The 20,439-nt window shown below is 57.5% G+C and carries 18 protein-coding genes; 14 read left to right on the forward strand and 4 right to left on the reverse strand.

Features of this window, described 5'->3' with window-relative positions; genetic code table 11:
• Positions 1-3: 3 nt before the first annotated feature.
• The 10 genes from sdhA (at position 4) to NL64_RS01345 (ending at position 13,809) form a co-directional block, all read left to right on the forward strand.
• Positions 4-1,776, forward strand: a complete 1,773-nt coding sequence (gene sdhA / locus NL64_RS01300) for a succinate dehydrogenase flavoprotein subunit (RefSeq protein WP_034146347.1) — start codon at positions 4-6, stop codon at positions 1,774-1,776.
• An 11-nt stretch (positions 1,777-1,787) separates the two neighbouring features.
• A complete protein-coding gene (locus NL64_RS01305) occupies positions 1,788-2,492 on the forward strand; it encodes a succinate dehydrogenase iron-sulfur subunit (protein WP_008063297.1) in 705 nt (234 codons plus the stop codon).
• A gap of 253 nt (positions 2,493-2,745) precedes the next feature.
• The gene (locus NL64_RS01310; protein WP_034146348.1) at positions 2,746-5,577 is read left to right on the forward strand and encodes a 2-oxoglutarate dehydrogenase E1 component; all 2,832 of its coding nucleotides are present in this window, start codon (positions 2,746-2,748) and stop codon (positions 5,575-5,577) included.
• Between the two features lie 42 nt (positions 5,578-5,619).
• Positions 5,620-6,849 carry a 2-oxoglutarate dehydrogenase complex dihydrolipoyllysine-residue succinyltransferase gene (odhB, locus tag NL64_RS01315; protein WP_034146349.1) on the forward strand — a complete coding sequence of 410 codons (1,230 nt, stop codon included), beginning with the start codon at positions 5,620-5,622 and terminating at the stop codon, positions 6,847-6,849.
• 98 nt (positions 6,850-6,947) lie between these two features.
• Positions 6,948-8,384, forward strand: coding sequence for a dihydrolipoyl dehydrogenase (gene lpdA, locus NL64_RS01320; RefSeq protein ID WP_034146350.1), 1,437 nt, complete (start codon positions 6,948-6,950; stop codon positions 8,382-8,384).
• A gap of 198 nt (positions 8,385-8,582) precedes the next feature.
• Positions 8,583-9,749 carry an ADP-forming succinate--CoA ligase subunit beta gene (gene sucC, locus NL64_RS01325; protein ID WP_007898980.1) on the forward strand — a complete coding sequence of 389 codons (1,167 nt, stop codon included), beginning with the start codon at positions 8,583-8,585 and terminating at the stop codon, positions 9,747-9,749.
• Entirely contained in the window at positions 9,749-10,630 is an 882-nt protein-coding gene (sucD, locus tag NL64_RS01330) for a succinate--CoA ligase subunit alpha (protein WP_008032672.1), read from the forward strand. Before sucC ends, sucD begins: the two co-directional genes overlap by 1 nt.
• 464 nt (positions 10,631-11,094) lie before the next feature.
• Entirely contained in the window at positions 11,095-12,408 is a 1,314-nt protein-coding gene (gene brnQ / locus NL64_RS01335; RefSeq protein ID WP_034146351.1) for a branched-chain amino acid transport system II carrier protein, read from the forward strand.
• Positions 12,409-12,670: 262 nt separating this feature from the next.
• Positions 12,671-13,408 (forward strand): DUF599 domain-containing protein, encoded by a 738-nt coding sequence (locus NL64_RS01340; protein ID WP_034146352.1) that lies wholly within the window; start codon positions 12,671-12,673, stop codon positions 13,406-13,408.
• Positions 13,408-13,809, forward strand: coding sequence for an MAPEG family protein (locus tag NL64_RS01345; protein ID WP_034146353.1), 402 nt, complete (start codon positions 13,408-13,410; stop codon positions 13,807-13,809). Before NL64_RS01340 ends, NL64_RS01345 begins: the two co-directional genes overlap by 1 nt.
• 77 nt (positions 13,810-13,886) lie before the next feature.
• On the opposite strand, the gene NL64_RS01350 is transcribed toward NL64_RS01345, so the two are convergent.
• On the reverse strand, positions 13,887-14,123 hold the full coding sequence (locus NL64_RS01350) for a hypothetical protein (protein ID WP_034146354.1): 237 nt from the start codon (positions 14,121-14,123) through the stop codon (positions 13,887-13,889).
• A 157-nt stretch (positions 14,124-14,280) separates the two neighbouring features.
• On the opposite strand from NL64_RS01350, the gene NL64_RS01355 reads away from it, so the two are divergent.
• From NL64_RS01355 to NL64_RS01370, 4 genes are all read left to right on the forward strand, one after another.
• Positions 14,281-14,757, forward strand: a complete 477-nt coding sequence (locus NL64_RS01355; RefSeq protein WP_034146355.1) for a PaaI family thioesterase — start codon at positions 14,281-14,283, stop codon at positions 14,755-14,757.
• On the forward strand, positions 14,754-15,206 hold the full coding sequence (locus NL64_RS01360) for a PaaI family thioesterase (protein ID WP_034146356.1): 453 nt from the start codon (positions 14,754-14,756) through the stop codon (positions 15,204-15,206). The genes NL64_RS01355 and NL64_RS01360 overlap by 4 nt, the downstream gene beginning before the upstream one ends.
• A gap of 81 nt (positions 15,207-15,287) precedes the next feature.
• Entirely contained in the window at positions 15,288-17,192 is a 1,905-nt protein-coding gene (htpG, locus tag NL64_RS01365; protein ID WP_034146414.1) for a molecular chaperone HtpG, read from the forward strand.
• Positions 17,193-17,259: 67 nt separating this feature from the next.
• Positions 17,260-17,988 (forward strand): dienelactone hydrolase family protein, encoded by a 729-nt coding sequence (locus tag NL64_RS01370; protein ID WP_034146357.1) that lies wholly within the window; start codon positions 17,260-17,262, stop codon positions 17,986-17,988.
• A gap of 178 nt (positions 17,989-18,166) precedes the next feature.
• Here the strand turns inward: NL64_RS01370 and NL64_RS01375 are convergent, their stop codons facing one another.
• From NL64_RS01375 to NL64_RS01385, 3 genes are all read right to left on the reverse strand, one after another.
• Positions 18,167-19,027: a pirin family protein gene (locus NL64_RS01375; RefSeq protein WP_034146358.1), complete on the reverse strand. Its 861-nt coding sequence runs from the start codon at positions 19,025-19,027 to the stop codon at positions 18,167-18,169.
• Between the two features lie 62 nt (positions 19,028-19,089).
• Positions 19,090-19,506 carry an OsmC family protein gene (locus tag NL64_RS01380; RefSeq protein ID WP_034146359.1) on the reverse strand — a complete coding sequence of 139 codons (417 nt, stop codon included), beginning with the start codon at positions 19,504-19,506 and terminating at the stop codon, positions 19,090-19,092.
• Positions 19,507-19,719: 213 nt separating this feature from the next.
• Entirely contained in the window at positions 19,720-20,433 is a 714-nt protein-coding gene (locus NL64_RS01385; RefSeq protein ID WP_034146360.1) for a DUF3108 domain-containing protein, read from the reverse strand.
• Positions 20,434-20,439: the final 6 nt, after the last annotated feature.

Consider the following 20,439-nt stretch of genomic DNA (forward strand, 5'->3'; position numbering starts at 1 on the left):
GTCATGGCTAACATTCCAACGATTTCTTTCGACGCCATCATTATTGGTGGTGGCGGTGCCGGCATGCGCGCAGCGCTGCAACTGGCACAAGGTGGTCACAAGACTGCCGTAATCACCAAGGTTTTCCCGACTCGTTCGCACACCGTATCGGCACAGGGTGGCATCACCTGCGCGATCGCGTCCGCTGACCCGAACGATGACTGGCGCTGGCACATGTACGATACCGTCAAGGGTTCCGACTACATCGGTGACCAGGACGCTATCGAATACATGTGTCAGGAAGGCCCGGCTGCAGTTTTCGAACTGGACCACATGGGTCTGCCGTTCTCCCGTACCGAACAAGGCCGCATCTACCAGCGTCCGTTCGGCGGTCAGTCCAAGGACTACGGTAAAGGCGGCCAGGCTGCTCGTACCTGCGCAGCGTCCGACCGTACCGGTCACGCCCTGCTGCACACCCTTTATCAGGGCAACCTGAAAGCCGGTACTACGTTCCTGAACGAGTACTACGCTGTTGATCTGGTGAAAAACGGTCAAGGCGACTTCGTCGGCGTGATCGCCATCTGCATCGAAACCGGCGAAACCACCTACATCCGTGCCAAGGCTACTGTTCTGGCCACCGGCGGTGCAGGTCGTATCTATGCGTCCACCACCAACGCCCTGATCAACACCGGTGACGGCGTCGGCATGGCTCTGCGTGCTGGCGTACCGGTACAAGACATCGAAATGTGGCAGTTCCACCCGACCGGCATCGCCGGCGCCGGTGTACTGGTAACAGAAGGTTGCCGTGGTGAAGGTGGATACCTGATCAACAAGCACGGCGAGCGTTTCATGGAGCGTTATGCTCCGAACGCGAAAGACCTGGCGGGTCGTGACGTTGTTGCCCGTTCGATGGTTAAAGAAATCATCGCCGGTAACGGCTGTGGCCCGAATGGCGACCACGTAATGCTGAAACTCGACCATTTGGGCGAGGAAGTGTTGCACAGCCGTCTGCCAGGCATCTGCGAACTGTCGAAGACGTTTGCTCACGTTGACCCGGTTGTTGCCCCGGTTCCGGTTGTTCCGACCTGCCACTACATGATGGGCGGCGTTGCCACCAACATTCATGGTCAGGCGATCACTCAGAACGCCGAAGGCGTAGATACCATCATCCCTGGTCTGTTCGCTGTAGGCGAAGTGGCTTGCGTATCGGTTCACGGTGCCAACCGTCTGGGCGGCAACTCGCTGCTCGACCTGGTGGTCTTCGGCCGTGCTGCCGGCCTGCACCTGGAAAAGGCGCTGACCGACGGTATCGAATACGACGACGCCACCGACGCCGATATCACTGCGGCCCTGGCGCGTCTGTCCGCTCTGAACGAGCGTACCGATGGCGAAGACGTGGCAACCCTGCGTCGCGAACTGCAAAACTGCATGCAGAACTACTTCGGTGTATTCCGTACTGGCGAATACATGCAGAAGGGTATTGCCCAGCTGGCTGATCTGCGCAAGCGCATCGCCAACGTCAAGATCAACGACAAGTCGCAGGCGTTCAACACTGCGCGTATCGAAGCTCTGGAACTGCAGAACCTGCTGGAAGTGGCCGAAGCTACCGCCATCGCTGCCGAAGTACGTAAAGAGTCCCGCGGCGCTCACGCCCGTGAAGACTTCGAAGATCGCGACGATGAAAACTGGCTGTGCCACACCCTGTACTTCCCGGGTGAGAAGCGCGTGGCCAAGCGTGCCGTGAACTTCTCGCCGAAGACGGTTCCGACTTTTGAACCTAAGATTCGGACTTATTAAGGGTGGCCGCCATGTTGCAAGTCAGCGTTTATCGTTACAACCCTGATCAGGACGCCGCGCCGTTCATGCAGGAATTCCAGGTTGATACCGGTGGTAAAGACCTGATGGTGCTGGACGTGCTGGCCCTGATCAAAGAGCAGGACGAGGGTTTCTCCTATCGTCGCTCTTGCCGTGAAGGTGTTTGCGGTTCCGACGGCATGAACATCAACGGCAAAAACGGCCTGGCGTGCGTCACGCCGCTGTCCGCCGTTGTAAAAGGTAACAAGTTGATCGTTCGTCCTCTGCCAGGTTTGCCGGTTATCCGTGACCTGGTCGTCGATATGAGCATCTTCTACAAGCAATACGAGAAGGTTAAGCCTTACCTGCAGAACGATACTCCGGCTCCGGCCATCGAGCGTCTGCAGTCCCCTGAAGAGCGTGAAAAGCTCGACGGTCTGTACGAGTGCATCCTGTGCGCTTGCTGCTCGACCTCTTGCCCGTCCTTCTGGTGGAACCCGGACAAGTTCCTGGGTCCAGCTGCCCTGCTGCAAGCGTACCGCTTCCTGGCAGACAGCCGTGATACCAAGACGTCCGAGCGTCTGGCTTCGCTGGATGACCCGTTCAGCGTATTCCGCTGCCGCGGGATCATGAACTGCGTCAACGTATGTCCGAAAGGCCTGAACCCGACTAAGGCCATCGGTCACATCCGTAACATGTTGCTCTCGAGCGGCGTGTGATTCAGCTGCTGTAACCGCTGTACCCGTAGATGCTGCGGCGCAGGCTTCAACCGGCGCCGTAGTTTTAACCTGAGCAGCAGCTTAAAAGGCTGCAGCTCTTATTTTGAAGAAATGAGACAAGCAGGGGCATCCGGGCTGGTACCCGGACTATCAGTGTGATCCTAGTGGCTTGTTTTAGTCGCTGCATTCGGACTTCTGCAAGTTTGCTCGGTGTCGACGCCGGTGGTGTTCCCCTAACCGAGGGTGACCAAGCATGCAAGAAAGCGTGATGCAGCGCATGTGGAACAGCGCCTACCTATCCGGTAGTAACGCTGCCTATGTGGAAGAGCTCTACGAGCTCTACCTGCACGACCCTAACGCTGTGCCAGAAGAGTGGCGCACCTACTTCCAGAAGTTGCCTGCTGACGGCAACACTGCCACCGATGTTTCGCACTCCACAATTCGCGATCATTTCGTCTTGCTGGCAAAGAACCAGCGCCGCGCCCAACCGGTTTCCGCCGGCAGCGTGAGCAGTGAGCACGAGAAGAAGCAAGTTGAAGTGCTGCGATTGATCCAGGCCTACCGTATGCGTGGCCACCAGGCAGCCCAGCTTGACCCGCTGGGGCTGTGGCAGCGTCCTGCACCTGCAGACCTGTCAATCAATCATTACGGCTTGACCAATGCCGATCTTGATACGACCTTCCGTGCCGGCGACCTGTTCATCGGCAAAGAGGAAGCGAGCCTACGCGAAATTCACGAAGCGTTGCAGCAGACATATTGCCGCACCATCGGCGCTGAATTTACGCACATCACCGATTCCGAGCAGCGCCAGTGGTTCCAGCAGCGTCTGGAAAGCGTGCGCGGCCGTCCGACGTACTCGGCCGACATCAAGGGTCACTTGCTCGAGCGCGTCACTGCCGGTGAAGGCCTGGAAAAATACCTGGGCACCAAATACCCGGGCACCAAGCGTTTCGGTCTGGAAGGCGGCGAGAGCCTGATTCCGATGCTCGACGAATTGATCCAGCGTTCCGGTTCCTACGGCACCAAGGAAATCGTCATCGGCATGGCCCACCGTGGCCGTCTGAACGTGCTGGTCAACACCTTCGGCAAGAACCCGCGCGAGCTGTTCGACGAGTTCGAAGGCAAGAAGAAGGTCGAGCTGGGTTCCGGTGACGTTAAATACCACCAGGGCTTCTCGTCCAACGTCATGACCACCGGCGGTGAAGTTCACCTGGCCATGGCTTTCAACCCGTCCCACCTGGAAATCGTTTCTCCAGTGGTCGAGGGTTCGGTCCGTGCCCGTCAGGATCGTCGTAACGACCCTACCGGTGAGAAGGTTCTGCCGATCTCCATCCACGGTGACGCGGCATTCGCCGGTCAAGGCGTGGTGATGGAAACCTTCCAGATGTCGCAAACCCGCGGTTTCAAGACCGGCGGTACCGTGCACATCGTGATCAACAACCAGGTTGGTTTCACCATCAGCAACCCGCTGGACTCGCGTTCCACCGAGTACGCCACCGACGTCGCGAAAATGATCCAGGCGCCGATCCTCCATGTGAATGGTGATGATCCGGAAGCCGTATTGTTCGTGACCCAACTGGCCATCGACTACCGCATGCAGTTCAAGCGTGACGTGGTGATCGACCTGGTCTGCTACCGTCGTCGCGGCCACAACGAGGCCGACGAGCCAAGTGGCACCCAGCCGATCATGTATCAGCAGATCACCAAACAGCGCACCACCCGTGAGCTGTATGCCGATCGTCTGACCCAGAGCGGTGTCATCGACGCAGAGCGTGTTCAGGCGAAAGTCGACGAATACCGCAACGCGCTGGACAACGGTCTGCACGTAGTGAAAAGCCTGGTCAAAGAGCCGAACAAAGAGTTGTTCGTGGACTGGCGTCCGTATCTGGGCCACGCCTGGACCGCGCGTCACGACACTCGCTTCGACCTCAAGACCTTGCAGGAACTGTCCGCCAAGCTGCTGGAAATCCCGGAAGGCTTCGTGGTACAGCGCCAGGTCTCGAAAATCTACGAAGACCGTCAGAAGATGCAAGCCGGCGGCCTGCCGATCAACTGGGGTTACGCCGAAACCATGGCGTACGCGACCCTGGCGTTCGAAGGTCACCCGATCCGCATGACCGGCCAGGACATCGGCCGCGGTACGTTCTCGCACCGTCATGCCGTGTTGCACAACCAGAAAGACGCGGGCACCTACATCCCGTTGCAGAACCTGTACGACGGTCAGCCACGTTTCGACCTGTACGACTCGTTCCTGTCCGAAGAAGCGGTACTGGCGTTCGAGTACGGTTATTCGACCACCACGCCTGATGCGCTGGTTATCTGGGAAGCCCAGTTCGGCGACTTCGCCAACGGCGCCCAGGTCGTTATTGACCAGTTCATCACCAGTGGCGAGCACAAGTGGGGCCGTCTCTGCGGTCTGACCATGCTGCTGCCGCACGGTTATGAAGGTCAGGGTCCGGAGCACTCGTCGGCTCGTCTCGAGCGTTACCTGCAACTGTGCGCCGAGCACAACATTCAGGTAGCCGTACCGACAACGCCGGCTCAGATTTATCACTTGCTGCGCCGTCAGGTGATTCGCCCACTGCGCAAGCCATTGATCGTTCTGACTCCGAAGTCGCTGCTGCGTCATAAACTGGCCATTTCGACCCTGGAAGATCTGGCCGAAGGTTCGTTCCAGACCGTGATCCCGGAAATCGATGCTCAAGACCCGTCCAAGGTCGAGCGCGTTGTCCTGTGTAGCGGCAAGGTCTACTACGACCTGCTGGAAAAACGCCGTGCCGAAGGTCGTGATGACATCGCCATCGTGCGTATCGAGCAGCTGTACCCATTCCCTGAGGACGACTTGAAAGAAGTCCTGGCTCCTTATACCAACGTCAAGCATGCCGTTTGGTGTCAGGAAGAGCCGATGAACCAGGGTGCGTGGTACTGCAGCCAACACCACATGCGTCGCAGCATCAGCAACCTCGACAAGTCTCTCGTACTCGAGTACGCGGGCCGTGAGGCTTCTGCTGCACCCGCATGCGGTTATGCATCGATGCACGCTGAGCAGCAGGAAAAACTGCTGCAAGACGCCTTTACTGTTTAACGCCTTCGCGCACCTGAAACCGAATTTAAGGACCCACAGATAATGGCTATCGAAATCAAAGCCCCCACTTTCCCGGAATCGGTTGCCGACGGCACCGTTGCCACCTGGCACAAACAACCGGGCGACGCTGTAAAGCGTGATGACCTGATCGTCGACATCGAAACCGACAAGGTTGTGCTGGAAGTGTTGGCCACTGCTGACGGCGTGCTGGGCGCTATCGTCAAGAACGAAGGCGACACCGTTCTGTCCGACGAAGTCCTGGGCTCCATCGAAGCGGGCGGCGCTGCTGCTGCCCCGGCTGCCCCGGCTGCCGCTGCTGCTCCGGCCGCTGCACAAGCTGCTGCTCCAGCTGCCGAAGGCGAAGACGATCCTGTTGCTGCACCGGCTGCTCGCAAGCTGGCTGAAGAAAACGGCATCAACATCGCTTCCGTTGCCGGCACTGGCAAAGGCGGTCGTGTGACCAAGGAAGACGTGGTTGCAGCTGTTGCTGCCAAGAAAGCCGCTCCGGCTGCCGCGCCTGCAAAGGCTGCTGCTCCTTCGGCCGCCGCTCCTGTGTTCGCCGCTGGCGACCGCATCGAGAAGCGCGTACCGATGACCCGCGTTCGCGCCACCGTGGCCAAGCGTCTGGTTGAAGCTCAGTCGAACATGGCGATGCTGACCACTTTCAACGAAGTCGACATGACCGAAGTCATGGCCCTGCGTTCGAAGTACAAGGATCTGTTCGAGAAGTCCCACAATGGCGTGCGCCTGGGCTTCATGTCGTTCTTCGTGAAAGCGGCCACCGAAGCGCTGAAACGCTTCCCGGCTGTCAACGCCTCGATCGACGGCGGCGACATCGTTTACCACGGCTACGCTGACGTCGGCGTTGCAGTTTCCAGCGATCGCGGCCTGGTTGTACCGGTTCTGCGTAACGCCGAACTGATGAGCCTGGCTGAAATCGAAGGCGGCATCGCCACCTTCGGCAAGAAAGCCCGCGACGGTAAGCTGTCGATGGACGAAATGACCGGTGGTACTTTCACCATCACCAACGGTGGTACTTTCGGTTCGATGATGTCGACCCCGATCGTCAACCCGCCGCAAGCCGCTATCCTGGGCATGCACAACATTCTGCAGCGTCCTATGGCGATCAACGGTCAGGTCGTTATCCGTCCGATGATGTACCTGGCTCTGTCCTACGATCACCGTCTGATCGATGGCAAAGAAGCTGTGACCTTCCTGGTGACCATCAAGAACCTGCTGGAAGATCCGGCTCGTTTGCTGCTGGATATCTGATAGAAGCAGCCATGAGCTGCAAGCTCGAGCTGTCGGAAAACCCGCAGCTTGGCTTGCAGCTTGCGGCTTGAAGCTTTTCGCTAAAGAGGATTTTTTGAATGTCGCAGAAATTTGACGTAGTAGTGATCGGTGCGGGCCCTGGCGGTTACGTTGCTGCCATCAAGGCCGCGCAGCTGGGTCTCTCCACTGCCTGCATCGAGAAGTACACCGACAAGGAAGGCAAACTGGCACTGGGCGGTACTTGCCTGAACGTCGGCTGCATTCCATCCAAGGCGCTGCTGGACAGCTCCTGGAAATACAAGGAAGCGAAAGAAGGCTTCGCGATCCACGGTATCAATCACGCTGGCGTGACCATGGACGTGGGTGCAATGGTTGGCCGTAAAGCCACCATCGTCAAAGGCCTGACCTCTGGCGTTGCGACCCTGTTCAAAGCCAACGGCGTGACCTCCATCGAGGGTCACGGCAAGCTGCTGGCTGGCAAGAAAGTTGAAGTCACCAAGCCTGACGGTTCGGTAGAAATCATCGAAGCCGAAAACGTCATCCTGGCTCCAGGTTCGCGTCCGATCGACATTCCACCGGCTCCGGTCGACCAGAATGTGATCGTCGATTCGACTGGCGCACTGGAATTCCAATCCGTACCTAAGCGTCTGGGCGTGATCGGCGCTGGCGTTATCGGTCTGGAACTGGGTTCGGTCTGGTCGCGTCTGGGTGCAGAAGTGACTGTCCTGGAAGCCCTGGACACCTTCCTGATGGCCGCTGACGCTGCCGTTTCCAAGGAAGCGCTGAAAACCCTGACCAAACAGGGTCTGGACATCAAGCTGGGCGCTCGCGTGACCGGTTCCAAAGTGAACGGCGACGAAGTCGTTGTGAACTACACCGATGCCAACGGCGAACAGAACATCACTTTCGACAAGCTGATCGTAGCCGTTGGTCGCCGTCCGGTGACCACTGATCTGCTGTCCGCTGATTGCGGCGTGACCCTGGACGAGCGCGGTTTCGTGCACGTTGACGATCACTGCGCCACCACCGTACCGGGCGTCTACGCCATCGGTGACGTGGTTCGCGGCATGATGCTGGCGCACAAAGCGTCCGAAGAAGGCATCATGGTTGTCGAGCGCATCAAGGGCCACAAAGCCCAGATGAACTATGATTTGATCCCTTCGGTTATTTATACTCACCCGGAAATCGCGTGGGTTGGTAAAACCGAGCAGGCCTTGAAAGCTGAAGGCGTAGAAGTTAACGTCGGCACCTTCCCGTTCGCAGCCTCTGGCCGTGCCATGGCTGCCAACGATACCGGCGGTTTCGTCAAGGTCATCGCAGATGCCAAGACCGACCGCGTACTGGGCGTCCACGTGATCGGCCCAAGCGCTGCAGAACTGGTTCAGCAGGGCGCAATCGGTATGGAATTCGGCACCAGCGCTGAAGACTTGGGCATGATGGTTTTCTCCCATCCGACCCTGTCTGAAGCCTTGCACGAAGCTGCTCTGGCAGTGAATGGCGGCGCCATTCACATCGCCAACCGCAAGAAGCGTTAAGACACAATAAGAAACCACGGCGGTACGGCCCGTCGTGAGCCTTGCATGCAAGACTCACCGCGGAATGTCCGCTGGACGCAGTCTTGCGTAGCTGCACCGGTTGTCCGGAAAGGCTACGCAAGCAGCAGTCACAGGTGGTGCGGCACTTCAATAAGTGCAGCACCGAATGCGCAGTACCTAACGAAGACGGTAATAAGCATGAATCTTCACGAGTATCAGGGTAAGCAGCTGTTCGCTGAGTACGGCCTGCCAGTTTCCACCGGTTACGCGGTAGACACCCCGGAAGCAGCAGCAGAAGCTTGCGACAAAATCGGCGGCACCGAGTGGGTTGTCAAAGCCCAGGTCCACGCTGGTGGTCGCGGTAAAGCGGGCGGCGTTAAGCTGGTTCGCAGCAAAGAAGACGCTAAGGCATTCGCACAGCAGTGGCTGGGCAAGCGTCTGGTGACTTACCAGACTGACGCCAATGGTCAGCCAGTCACCAAGATCCTGGTTGAATCGTGCACTGATATCGCTAAAGAGCTGTACCTGGGCGCTGTCGTTGACCGTTCGAGCCGTCGTATCGTGTTCATGGCTTCCACCGAAGGTGGCGTGGACATCGAGAAAATCGCTCACGACACTCCAGAAAAAATTCTGAAAGCCACTATCGATCCACTGGTTGGCGCTCAGCCATTCCAGGGTCGCGAGCTGGCATTCCAGTTGGGTCTGGAAGGCAAGCAAGTTGCCCAGTTCGCCAAGATCTTCGTAGGTCTGGCCAAACTGTTCAAGGATCACGACCTGGCCCTGCTGGAAGTGAACCCGCTGGTGATCAAGGCTGACGGCGATCTGCACTGCCTCGACGCCAAGATCAACATCGACGCCAACGCCATGTACCGTCAGCCTAAGCTGAAGACTTTCCACGATCCGTCGCAAGACGATCCGCGCGAAGCGCACGCTGCCAAGTTCGAACTGAACTACGTAGCGCTGGAAGGCAACATCGGTTGCATGGTCAACGGTGCTGGCCTGGCCATGGGTACCATGGACATCGTCAACCTGCATGGCGGCAAACCAGCCAACTTCCTCGACGTGGGCGGCGGTGCTACCAAAGAACGCGTTACCGAAGCTTTCAAAATCATTCTGTCCGACACCAACGTCGCTGCAGTACTGGTTAACATCTTCGGCGGCATCGTTCGTTGCGACATGATTGCCGAAGGCATCATCGGTGCAGTGAAAGAAGTCGGCGTGAAAATCCCGGTTGTTGTTCGCCTTGAAGGCAACAACGCTGAGCTGGGCGCTAAAGTACTGGCAGAAAGCGGTTTGAACATCATCGCTGCTACCAGCCTGACCGACGCTGCTCAACAAGTTGTCAAAGCTGCGGAGGGCAAATAATGAGCGTCCTGATCAATAAAGACACCAAAGTTATCTGCCAGGGTATTACCGGTTCGCAAGGTAGTTTCCACACCCAGCAAGCCATCGAGTACGGCACCAAGATGGTGGGTGGTGTAACGCCTGGTAAAGGCGGCACCGAGCACCTGGGTCTGCCAGTGTTCAACACCGTGAAAGACGCTGTAGCTGCAACTGGCGCCACCGCCAGCGTGATCTACGTTCCGGCTCCTTTCTGCAAAGATTCGATCCTGGAAGCTGCGTTCGGCGGTATCAAGCTGATCGTGTGCATCACCGAAGGCATTCCTACCCTGGACATGCTGGACGCTAAAGTTAAGTGCGACGAGCTGGGTATCACCCTGATCGGCCCTAACTGCCCAGGCGTGATCACTCCAGGCGAATGCAAGATCGGCATCATGCCAGGTCACATTCACTTGCCAGGCAAGGTCGGTATCGTTTCCCGTTCCGGCACCCTGACCTACGAAGCTGTGAAGCAAACTACTGACGCCGGTTTCGGTCAGTCGACTTGCGTCGGCATCGGTGGTGACCCGATCCCGGGTTCGAACTTCATCGACATCCTGAAGCTGTTCCAGGAAGACCCGAAGACCGAAGCGATCGTCATGATCGGTGAGATCGGCGGTTCGGCTGAAGAAGAAGCGGCTGCCTACATCAAGGCACACGTGACCAAGCCGGTTGTTTCCTACATCGCTGGTGTGACTGCTCCTCCGGGCAAGCGCATGGGCCATGCTGGCGCAATCATCTCTGGCGGCAAAGGCACTGCAGACGAGAAATTCGCTGCTCTGCAAGACGCAGGCGTTAAAACCGTGCGTTCGCTGGCAGACATCGGCAAAGCCCTGGCTGAGCTGACTGGTTGGGCTGTCAAGTAAGCCTCGCGCTTAACTGACGCTTCACCAAACAAAGGCCACCTTCGGGTGGCCTTTGTCGTTTCTGGTATGAGAAACACATGAGGCTTTTTTTGTGGCGAGGGAGCTTGCTCCCGCTGGGCTGCGAAGCAGCCAACAAAAACATACTGCCGCGTTTTAAAAGATGAAATGCGTTGTCTGGCATTACGCCTGCTTCGCAGGCGAGCGGGAGCAAGCTCCCTCGCCACAGGGACATTTCATGAAATATAGATATGTAAACGCGACACAGAAATGTCGCGTATCGGATAGTTCGCCCTTTAACAGTGCGTTTACCGCCCAAATTCGTTAGGCTACGCGCCATTTTTGCGTCCGCGCCCACAAGGCTGCAACGCGCTAAAAGGGTTGGTCCCATACGGACCGACAGCATTTCCCTCACCCATAGGGAAATCCCTCTCTAAATTCCGATTCAGTAGTGTGGTATTTCCCTAATGAAAGTGTTGAAAGGCCAGGACATCCTGGCACTTGGTTTTATGACGTTTGCCCTGTTCGTCGGGGCCGGCAACATCATCTTCCCGCCTATCGTCGGTTTGCAGTCCGGGCCTAATGTCTGGATGGCGGCGCTGGGCTTTCTGGTCACGGCGGTCGGTCTGCCGGTGATCACAGTTGTGGCGCTGGCCAAGGTTGGCGGCGCCATGGACGCGCTGAGCAGCCCGATCGGTAAAGTCGCCGGTGGCCTGTTGGCCGCGGCGTGCTACCTCGCGGTCGGCCCGCTGTTCGCGACACCGCGTACTGCGACCGTATCTTTCGAAGTGGGCCTGGCGCCATTGACCGGCGAGAGCCCGTTGGCGCTGTTCCTCTACAGCTCGGTGTACTTCCTGCTGGTGTTCTTCATTTCGCTGTATCCGGGGCGTTTGCTGGACACTGTTGGACGCTTCCTCGCGCCGCTGAAGATCATCGCGCTCTCCGTGCTGGGCATCGCTGCATTCGCCTTGCCGGCCGGTGACATTGGTCACGCCACCCCTGAATACGTTGCCGCACCGTTCTCCCAAGGCTTCATCAATGGTTACCTGACCATGGATACCCTGGGCGCTCTGGTGTTCGGCATCGTCATCGTCAACGCCATCCGCTCTCGCGGAGTCGAGTCGCCGGCGCTGATCACCCGTTACGCGATCATCGCCGGACTGATTGCCGGTGTAGGTCTGGCACTGGTTTACGTCAGCCTGTTCCGCCTCGGTTCGGGCAGCCATGAAGTGGCGGCTGGGGCGACCAATGGCGCGGCGGTATTGCACGCTTACGTGCAGCACACGTTCGGTTCGTTGGGCAGCGGATTCCTTGCGGTGCTGATCTCCCTGGCGTGCCTGGTGACCGCGGTCGGCCTGACCTGTGCCTGCGCCGAGTACTTCAGTCGCGTGGTGCCGCTGTCTTACAAGACCCTGGTGATCATCCTCGCCGCGTTCTCGCTGCTGGTGTCCAACCTGGGCCTGACCAAGCTGATTGCGTTCTCGATCCCGGTACTCACCGCGATCTACCCGCCATGCATCGTTCTGGTGGCGCTGAGCTTCTGCAAGGACTTCTGGCATGAGCAGGGTCGTATCCTCGGTCCGGTCATGCTGGTGTCGTTCATCTTCGGCCTGATCGACGCTCTCAAGGGTGCCGGCCTGGCGGACTGGATGCCGAGCCAAATGGCGCATTTGCCGTTGAGCGAGCAGGGTCTGGCGTGGCTGGTGCCGTCGGTAATGACCCTGGTGGTTGCTGTGGTTTGCGACCGTCTGCTGGGCAAGCGCGAAGAAGCGTTGGCTTAAGCGTTGCCGGCCCGTCACAAGCGGGCCTGTGAGCAAAACAGAAATGCCCCGTATCAATCGATACGGGGCATTTTTTATGGGCTGGATGCAGTGTCTTTTTTCTTGGGCTAACGTCGAAGCACTGCAAAACCCTTTGTGGGAGCGAGCCTGCTCGCGATGGCGTCGGTATATTCAGTAGTGCTGTTGACTGACCCGTCGCAATCGCGAGCAAGCTTGCTCCTACAGGGATTGTGTATTCCGCAAATACATCACAAGGACCTGCATGTCGTTCATCCAAGCCAATCTGATCCATATCCTTGCTGCCATCTGGTTTGTCATCTGCTGGGGCGGTTACACCCGCTATGCCTCATGGAAAGGCCGTGACACCGCGTGCCTGGCCAGTGTGTTGCACTTGTATCGTGAGGACTGGATGCGTCGAATGTTGCTGCGTGACAACCGCATCGCCGATGCCAGCGTGATTGGCAACCTGGAGCGCAACGCTTCGTTCTTCGCCTCCAGTACGTTGATTATCCTCGCCGGTATTCTCACGGTGCTCGGGGCTTCCGAACGCGCGGTGTCGTTGTTGGCGGATATTCCGATGGTGCAACAGGCGTCCCAGGGGATGTCGGAGATCAAGTTGTTGTGCCTGGCGTTGGTGTTCGTTTATGCGTTTTTCACTTTCAGCTGGTGCATGCGTCAGTACAACTTCGCGGCCATCCTGGTGGGCTCGGCACCCATGGTCGGCGAGCGACATGTCTCCGAACAGGAGCGCAAAGCTTTTGCCGCCCGCGCTGCGCGTGTCATCTCAATGGCCGCCAACCAGTTCAACTTTGGCCTGCGTTCTTATTACTTCGGCATGACGATGCTGGCCTGGTTTGTCAGTCCATGGTTGTTCATGTTGATGAGTGCCGGTGTGGTGTTGGTTTTGTACCGTCGCGAGTTTCACTCCGACGTTCTTGATGTGATGGTCTATACCCCTACTGAGGCGCCGTTGCCCGAGGTGAGTAAAGAGGCTGTTTGATGAGTATTCCTTTCTGGTGTGTGTTTATCAGTGCCTTGCTGATTTACGTGGCGCGAATGCCTGTGACCAAGGCGATGAAAGAGCAGGGCGGGTACAACAATCACCTGCCGCGCCAGCAACAAGATCAGCTCACGGGGTTTGGTGCCCGTGCAGTGGCGGCGCATCAGAACAGCTTCGAGGCGTTCATACTGTTTGCGGTGGGTGTGCTGATGGCGCATACCACGCAAACGGCGGGATGGCTGATCGATTGGCTGGCGATCATCTTTGTGATCGCGCGCATTATCTACTTGGTGTGTTACTGGAAAGATCTCGCCTGGCAGCGCAGTCTGGTTTGGCTGGTGGGTTTAATCTGTTCGTTGTTATTGATGATTAGTCCGACTTTTAGAACGATTTTGCTCTAACGCCGGGAAGGCAACAAAACAGCAGACAAAAGAAAACCCGCACTTGGCGGGTTTTCTTTTCACACGCTAAAAACGACTTAGTTTTTAGGTGCGGCTTCTTTTGCGGCGGCTTCGTTCGATTCGGCCTGAGCTTTGGCAGCTTCGGCGTTTTCTTTCGCAGCGTCGTTCACTTTATCCTGAGCTTTGTTCATGTCTTGCTGAGCTTGCTCAGCATGTTGGTTGGCATCTTGAGCTTTGTCCTCGGATTTTTTATCGCAGGCAGCGAGACCGAGGGAAGCGGTCAACATCAAGGCAATAGCTAAAGTCTTACGCATGGGGTGTTTCTCCTTATGGAAAATATCTACTGGCCTTTCGAGCATGGCCATTAGGGTTAAGTTCCTCAATTCGTTCAGATATATAAGATTATTCCCACGGGAACTTTTACGAATCCGCCCAATACGATTTTTGCATACTAAGAAGAGTGTTTATCACATGACCGAGAACCCCGTTTTTGAGCGCGCGACACGATTTCTTTCGGCGCTCAGACATTGCCAGGTACTTGGATTGCGCGTTCATAGCGCCAGCAGCGACGGACTAACGGTCATCCTGCCGTACAGCCCGAAGATCGTCGGCAACCCGCAAACCGGTGTGATCCACGGCGGTGTGCTGACTACCCTGATGGACACCGCATGCGGCATGTCCACCCTCTGCGTGTTGCCGGAATTTGAAGTCTGCCCCACCCTCGACCTGCGCATCGACTACATGCACGCCGCCGAGCCGCATAAGGATGTCTACGGCTTCGCCCAGTGCTACCGGGTAACCACCGACGTGATTTTCGCCCGCGGCTTCGCCTATCAGGATGATCCCCAGCAACCCATTGCCCATGTGGTGGGCACTTTCATGCGCATGGGCAAAGCCATTAAAGGGACCAAAGGATTTGGCGGCGCCATCGCCGGAGGTGCGAAATGAGCGAGTCATTCAAGGAGCAACTGCAACAGGCCCATGAGCGGGGGGACTACGGCCCGCTGTTGGACCTGATTCCCTACGCCCAATTGATTGGCGTCGAATGCTCACGCGTGGGGGATGAGCTGCTGTTTCGTCTTCCGGCCAACAAGGACAACATTGGTAACCCTTTATTGCCCGCGATCCACGGTGGTGTGATTGCCGGTTTCATGGAGTTGGCCGCCGCACTTCATCTGCTGGTGTTTACCGGTTCACCCGGCGTGCCAAAAATTATCGACTTCTCTCTCGACTACCTGCGCGCCGGGCAATCTCGCGATACCTGGGCTCGGTGCCAGGTGTGTCGCCAGGGGCGTCGAGTGGCAAACGTGGCGATTACAGCCTGGCAAAGTACCGAAGCGGAACCCATCGCCACGGCCCGGGCGCATTTCAAACTTGATGAGCCCTTGAAATCCTGAACACAGCCCCCAACTCTGATGACAACCCGCCGCCGACCCTCAAGGTCGCGGCTTATGCCATCTGATTGGAGTTTGATGACCATGAGTGTGGAAACTCAAAAGGAAACCCTGGGCTTCCAGACCGAGGTGAAGCAACTGCTGCACCTCATGATTCATTCGCTGTATTCCAACAAGGAAATTTTCCTTCGCGAACTGATCTCGAACGCCTCTGACGCTGTAGACAAATTACGTTTCGAAGCGCTGTCCAAGCCAGAATTGCTGGAAGGTGGCGCCGAACTGAAAATCCGCGTGAGCTTCGACAAAGACGCTAAAACCGTCACCCTTGAAGACAACGGTATCGGTATGAGCCGTGAAGATGCGATCACGCACCTCGGCACCATCGCCAAGTCTGGCACCGCCGACTTCATGAAGCACCTGACCGGCGACCAGAAGAAAGACTCGCATCTGATCGGTCAGTTCGGTGTTGGTTTCTACTCTGCCTTCATCGTTGCCGACAAAGTCGACGTGTACAGCCGTCGTGCCGGCAGTGCTGCCAGCGAAGGCGTGCACTGGTCGTCCAAGGGCGAAGGTGACTTCGAAGTGGCGACAGTCGAGAAAGCCGAGCGCGGCACTCGCATCGTCCTGCACCTGAAGTCCGGTGAAGACGAATTTGCCGATGGCTGGCGTCTGCGCAACATCATCAAGAAGTACTCCGACCACATCGCTTTGCCGATCGAGTTGCCGAAAGAAGTGGCAGCCGCTGAAGGCGAAGAGAAGCCGGCTGTTGAATGGGAAACCGTCAACCGCGCCAGCGCCCTGTGGACCCGTCCGCGTACCGAGATCAAGGACGAGGAATACCAGGAGTTCTACAAGCACATTGCTCACGACTTCGAAAACCCGCTGAGCTGGAGCCACAACAAGGTCGAAGGCAAGCTCGAATATAGCTCGCTGCTGTACGTGCCGGCCCGTGCTCCGTTCGACCTGTACCAGCGTGAAGCGCCGAAAGGCCTGAAGCTGTATGTGCAACGCGTTTTCGTCATGGATCAGGCGGAGTCGTTCCTGCCGCTGTACCTGCGTTTCATCAAAGGCGTGGTCGATTCCAACGACTTGTCGCTGAACGTGTCGCGGGAAATCCTGCAGAAAGACCCGATCATCGACTCCATGAAGTCGGCGCTGACCAAGCGCGTTCTGGACATGCTGGAAAAACTGGCGAAGAACGAGCCTGAGCAATACAAAGGCTTCTGGAAAAACTTCGGCCAGGTCATGAAAGAAGGCCCGGCAGAAGACTTCGCCAACAAAGAAAAAATTGCTGGCTTGCTGCGTTTCGCATCGACCAACGGTGAAGACGGCGAACAGGTTGTCGGTCTGACCGAATATCTGGCTCGCGCCAAGGAAGGTCAGGACAAGATTTACTACCTGACTGGCGAAACCTACGCGCAAGTCAAAAACAGCCCGCACCTGGAAGTCTTCCGCAAGAAAGGCATCGAAGTGCTGCTGCTGACCGATCGCATCGACGAGTGGCTGATGAGCTACCTCAGCGATTTCGACGGCAAGAGCTTTGTCGACGTGGCGCGCGGTGACCTCGACCTCGGCAACCTGGACTCGGAAGAGGACAAGAAAGCCGCGGAAGAAGTCGCCAAGTCCAAAGAAGGACTGGTTGAGCGTCTGAAAACCGCGCTGGGCGAATCCGTCGCTGAAGTGCGGGTTTCCCACCGTCTGACCGACTCGCCGGCGATTCTGGCCATCGGCGAGCAGGACTTGGGTCTGCAAATGCGTCAAATCCTCGAAGCCAGCGGGCAGAAAGTTCCGGATTCGAAGCCGATCTTCGAATTCAACCCGGCTCACCCGTTGATCGAGAAGCTCGATAACGAGCGGAGCGACGAGCGCTTCGGCGACCTGTCGCACATCCTCTTCGATCAGGCGGCCCTGGCGGCCGGCGACAGCTTGAAGGACCCGGCGGCTTATGTGCGTCGTCTGAACAAGCTATTGGTTGAGCTGTCGGCTTAACTGCGTTGTAGAAAAACCCGCTTCGGCGGGTTTTTTCATTCTGGTGTTTAAAAATCAGGAGTCAGAAATGAGCCAAATCACTGTACGTTCCGTGGCCTACCAGATTGATGGCCAGTCCTACGAAAGCCGTCTGGCTTTTGATGCTGACCAAAAAGGCCCGCGTCCGGGGTTGTTGATGGCGCCGAACTGGATGGGTGTCAGCGCCGGCGCCGAAGAAATCGCCAAGTCGGTGGCGGCCAAGGGCTACGTGGTACTGATCGCAGACCTCTATGGCCAATCGCTTCGCCCTCAGAACAACGATGAAGCGGGCGCAGCGATGATGCCGCTGAAGAATGACCGCCCATTGCTGCGCAAGCGCATGCAGGTTGCGTTCGAACAGCTGCAAAACCAGGGCGAAGTGGCCGTCGATACTTCGAAGCTGGCCACATTCGGTTTCTGCTTCGGTGGTTGCTGTGCGTTGGAATTCGCCCGTACTGGTGCGCCGGTAAAGGCGGCGGTGTCGTTCCACGGCACCCTCGATACGCCGAATCCGGCCGATGCGAAAAACATCAAGGGCAAGGTGCTGGTACTGCACGGTGCTTCCGATCCATTAGTGCCGAAAGAGCAACTGCCGGCCTTCGAAGAGGAAATGAATACGGCGGGTGTGGATTGGCAGTTGCTGAGCTACGGCGGTGCGTTCCACTCGTTCACCGATCCGCATGCGAATGTGCCGGGGATGATGATGTACGACGCGAAGATTGCCACACGGGCGTTCACGTCGATGCATAACTTGCTGGATGAAGTGTTCAAGGGCTGAAAAAGCACCGAACATCGAACCCTGTATGAGCCGGCTTGCTGGCGATAGCGTCCTCATGATCGCCATCGCTAGCAAGCCAGCGCCTACAAGAGTTGTGTCGTACACAGTTTTGCGAACAAGCCGATCAACTGTGGGAGCTGGCTTGCCAGCGATGAGGCAATGACAGGCGCTTAAAACCTCAAGGCAATTCAATCCGCTCAACTTCCCCCGGCACCGTAGGCCAATCCCCGGCCGCCCAGCGACGGCGCGCTTCATCGATTGCTGCCGGATCGCTCGCCACGAAATTCCAATTGATCCGTCGCGGTCCGTCCAGTGGTGCTCCCCCGAACAGCACGGCATGACAGTCGCTCTCAGCGAACAGGGTCATTTCCTCTCCGGCAGGCAAAACAACCAGCGAATGCGGTTCTACTGCCTCGCCATCCAGTTGCGCTTCACCGCTCAACACATACAGCGCTCGTTCTTCATGCTCGGTTGGAATCAGCAATGTCGTCGCCGTTTGCAGGTTCAGTTCCGCGTATAGCGTAGGAGAAAGCACCGGCACCGGCGATTCAAGGCAGAAGCCTGAGCCGGCAATCATGCGGATCTTCACCCCAAGGTTGTCGCTGACCGGGAGCGTAGTCGCTGGGTGATGGCTGTAATGCCCCGGGCCTTGTTCGTGATCTTTCGGGGACGCCAGCCAGATCTGCAAACCGTGCATCTTGAAACTTTGGTCCCATAGCGGCTGAGGCGTGCGTTCAACGTGGGCGATGGCGCTGCCGGCGGTCATCCAGCTGACATCGCCAGCATTGACCACCTGATCAGAACCGAGACTGTCCTTGTGCTGGATCTGCCCGTCGAACAAGTAGGTGAGGGTCGACAGCCCGATATGCGGGTGCTGTCGGATGTTCATGCCTTTGCCGGCCGGATACTCGGTTTCGAGCATGTGGTCGAAAAACACGAAGGGCCCGACATTGCGGCATTTGGCAGAAGGCAGCGGACGAAGAATCGGCTGGCCTTCGACATCTTCGGCGCGGGGGCGGATCACGAGCGGAGTGTTCATGGTGCGTTCCAGGCTGAGCGGGTGATGCGTTCGAGCATAACCCGCTTGCGCAGCCGTTGCCGCTATTGGCTGAACGCGCCTTCGGAAAGGTGGGTTTCGATGCTGACTTCACTGGTGGTCATCAGCTTGTGAATCGGGCAGCGGTCGGCCACACGGTGCAACTCATCACGCTGGGCGTCGGTGAGCACACCCTTGAGGGTCAGTCTGACGTGGAGGACATATTTGCCTTTCTGCTCTTCACTGTTGTCGCGTTTGACCTCAACGCCAACGCCCGTCAGCGGAATGTCCTTTTTCTTCGCGTACAACTTCAAGGTCAGGGCCTTGCATGCACCCAGCGCGGCATCGAAGTAATCGTGCGGCTCCGGCGCCGAACCTCCGCCGCCAGCGGACTGGGGGACATCGGCAAAGAGTTCGTGGTCATCGATCTGGACGCTGTGGCGAAAACCTTCGGCGGAAACGGTATTGACGGTAACGGTCATGGGAAACCTCGCAGGCGGCAGGAAAAAACATTCGATCAAAAAAGACCTTGAAGGTATAGAGCAATACGCCTGCTGCGCGTTCCTTTTTAAAAGATCGCAGCCTGCGTCGAACGCATCTTCCCGTAGGAGCTGCCGAAGGTTCGGGCCGCGCTCGGACGATCTTTTGATCAAAAAAAGCCCCGCATTTGCGGGGCTTCTTTATATACGTTCGGATCAACTGCCTTTGACAGTCTTGCCGTTGACCTTGCCGTCCAGGAGCATGATGTTGTACTCCTTGCCGTCGGTTTCGACCTGTTGCAGGCGGACCAGCAAATAATCCCAATCCTTGGCGAACCACAGCACAGTGATGCGCTTGCTTTGCGTCGGGTCGCGCACGCGCTCGACCTTGATTGCATCGATCTGGCCAGCCTTGGTGTCGACTTTTTCCGAACCGAGCACGCGGAAGTCGTAGGTATCGACTTCGCCATCATCCACGACCTGATAGCTCATACTCTTCTTGCCGGCGGCGACGTCATGCTGAAGAGCAAGCTGATAAGTGGATTTGTCGAGCATGCCGCGGTTCAGCGGGATATTCACGGCGTCGCCACGATCAGTACCGGTTACCTTTTTGGCGGCCCAGTCGAAGTCCAGATCAGCCTTCTTGGCTTTGCCCAGACCACCGCGTTCGAAGTGGTAGGACTGTGGCAGCAGGGTGTCCTTGTCGACGGTCAGGGTGCTTTCTTCGGACAGGCTGGCGATCATCATCGACGCCTTGAAGGTGAGCTTCCAGATGCCGTTGGCTTCCTTGGTCAGGCTGCGTTCGGCGGTGCCGCTCATGGGCAGCTGCTTCCAGTCGGCGGTGTAGCTGGCGGAGAACGGTTGAAGGTCTGCAGCCTGCGCAAAGGGCAGGGCGAGCAGAGCGCAAGCGAAGAGCAGGGCGCGACGCATAAAATC

It is taken from the genome of Pseudomonas fluorescens (genome assembly GCF_000802965.1).
In the GTDB taxonomy this organism is placed as follows: Bacteria; Pseudomonadota; Gammaproteobacteria; order Pseudomonadales; family Pseudomonadaceae; genus Aquipseudomonas; species Aquipseudomonas fluorescens_A.

What these genes read in the sequence shown, in the direction of transcription:
- sdhA (WP_034146347.1), top strand. Translation starts at nt 4, where the DNA reads ATGGCTAACATTCCAACGATTTCTTTCGACGCCATCATTATTGGTGGT.
- NL64_RS01305 (WP_008063297.1), top strand. Translation starts at nt 1,788, where the DNA reads ATGTTGCAAGTCAGCGTTTATCGTTACAACCCTGATCAGGACGCCGCG.
- NL64_RS01310 (WP_034146348.1), top strand. Translation starts at nt 2,746, where the DNA reads ATGCAAGAAAGCGTGATGCAGCGCATGTGGAACAGCGCCTACCTATCC.
- odhB (WP_034146349.1), top strand. Translation starts at nt 5,620, where the DNA reads ATGGCTATCGAAATCAAAGCCCCCACTTTCCCGGAATCGGTTGCCGAC.
- lpdA (WP_034146350.1), top strand. Translation starts at nt 6,948, where the DNA reads ATGTCGCAGAAATTTGACGTAGTAGTGATCGGTGCGGGCCCTGGCGGT.
- sucC (WP_007898980.1), top strand. Translation starts at nt 8,583, where the DNA reads ATGAATCTTCACGAGTATCAGGGTAAGCAGCTGTTCGCTGAGTACGGC.
- sucD (WP_008032672.1), top strand. Translation starts at nt 9,749, where the DNA reads ATGAGCGTCCTGATCAATAAAGACACCAAAGTTATCTGCCAGGGTATT.
- brnQ (WP_034146351.1), top strand. Translation starts at nt 11,095, where the DNA reads ATGAAAGTGTTGAAAGGCCAGGACATCCTGGCACTTGGTTTTATGACG.
- NL64_RS01340 (WP_034146352.1), top strand. Translation starts at nt 12,671, where the DNA reads ATGTCGTTCATCCAAGCCAATCTGATCCATATCCTTGCTGCCATCTGG.
- NL64_RS01345 (WP_034146353.1), top strand. Translation starts at nt 13,408, where the DNA reads ATGAGTATTCCTTTCTGGTGTGTGTTTATCAGTGCCTTGCTGATTTAC.
- NL64_RS01350 (WP_034146354.1), bottom strand. Translation starts at nt 14,123, where the DNA reads ATGCGTAAGACTTTAGCTATTGCCTTGATGTTGACCGCTTCCCTCGGT.
- NL64_RS01355 (WP_034146355.1), top strand. Translation starts at nt 14,281, where the DNA reads ATGACCGAGAACCCCGTTTTTGAGCGCGCGACACGATTTCTTTCGGCG.
- NL64_RS01360 (WP_034146356.1), top strand. Translation starts at nt 14,754, where the DNA reads ATGAGCGAGTCATTCAAGGAGCAACTGCAACAGGCCCATGAGCGGGGG.
- htpG (WP_034146414.1), top strand. Translation starts at nt 15,288, where the DNA reads ATGAGTGTGGAAACTCAAAAGGAAACCCTGGGCTTCCAGACCGAGGTG.
- NL64_RS01370 (WP_034146357.1), top strand. Translation starts at nt 17,260, where the DNA reads ATGAGCCAAATCACTGTACGTTCCGTGGCCTACCAGATTGATGGCCAG.
- NL64_RS01375 (WP_034146358.1), bottom strand. Translation starts at nt 19,027, where the DNA reads ATGAACACTCCGCTCGTGATCCGCCCCCGCGCCGAAGATGTCGAAGGC.
- NL64_RS01380 (WP_034146359.1), bottom strand. Translation starts at nt 19,506, where the DNA reads ATGACCGTTACCGTCAATACCGTTTCCGCCGAAGGTTTTCGCCACAGC.
- NL64_RS01385 (WP_034146360.1), bottom strand. Translation starts at nt 20,433, where the DNA reads ATGCGTCGCGCCCTGCTCTTCGCTTGCGCTCTGCTCGCCCTGCCCTTT.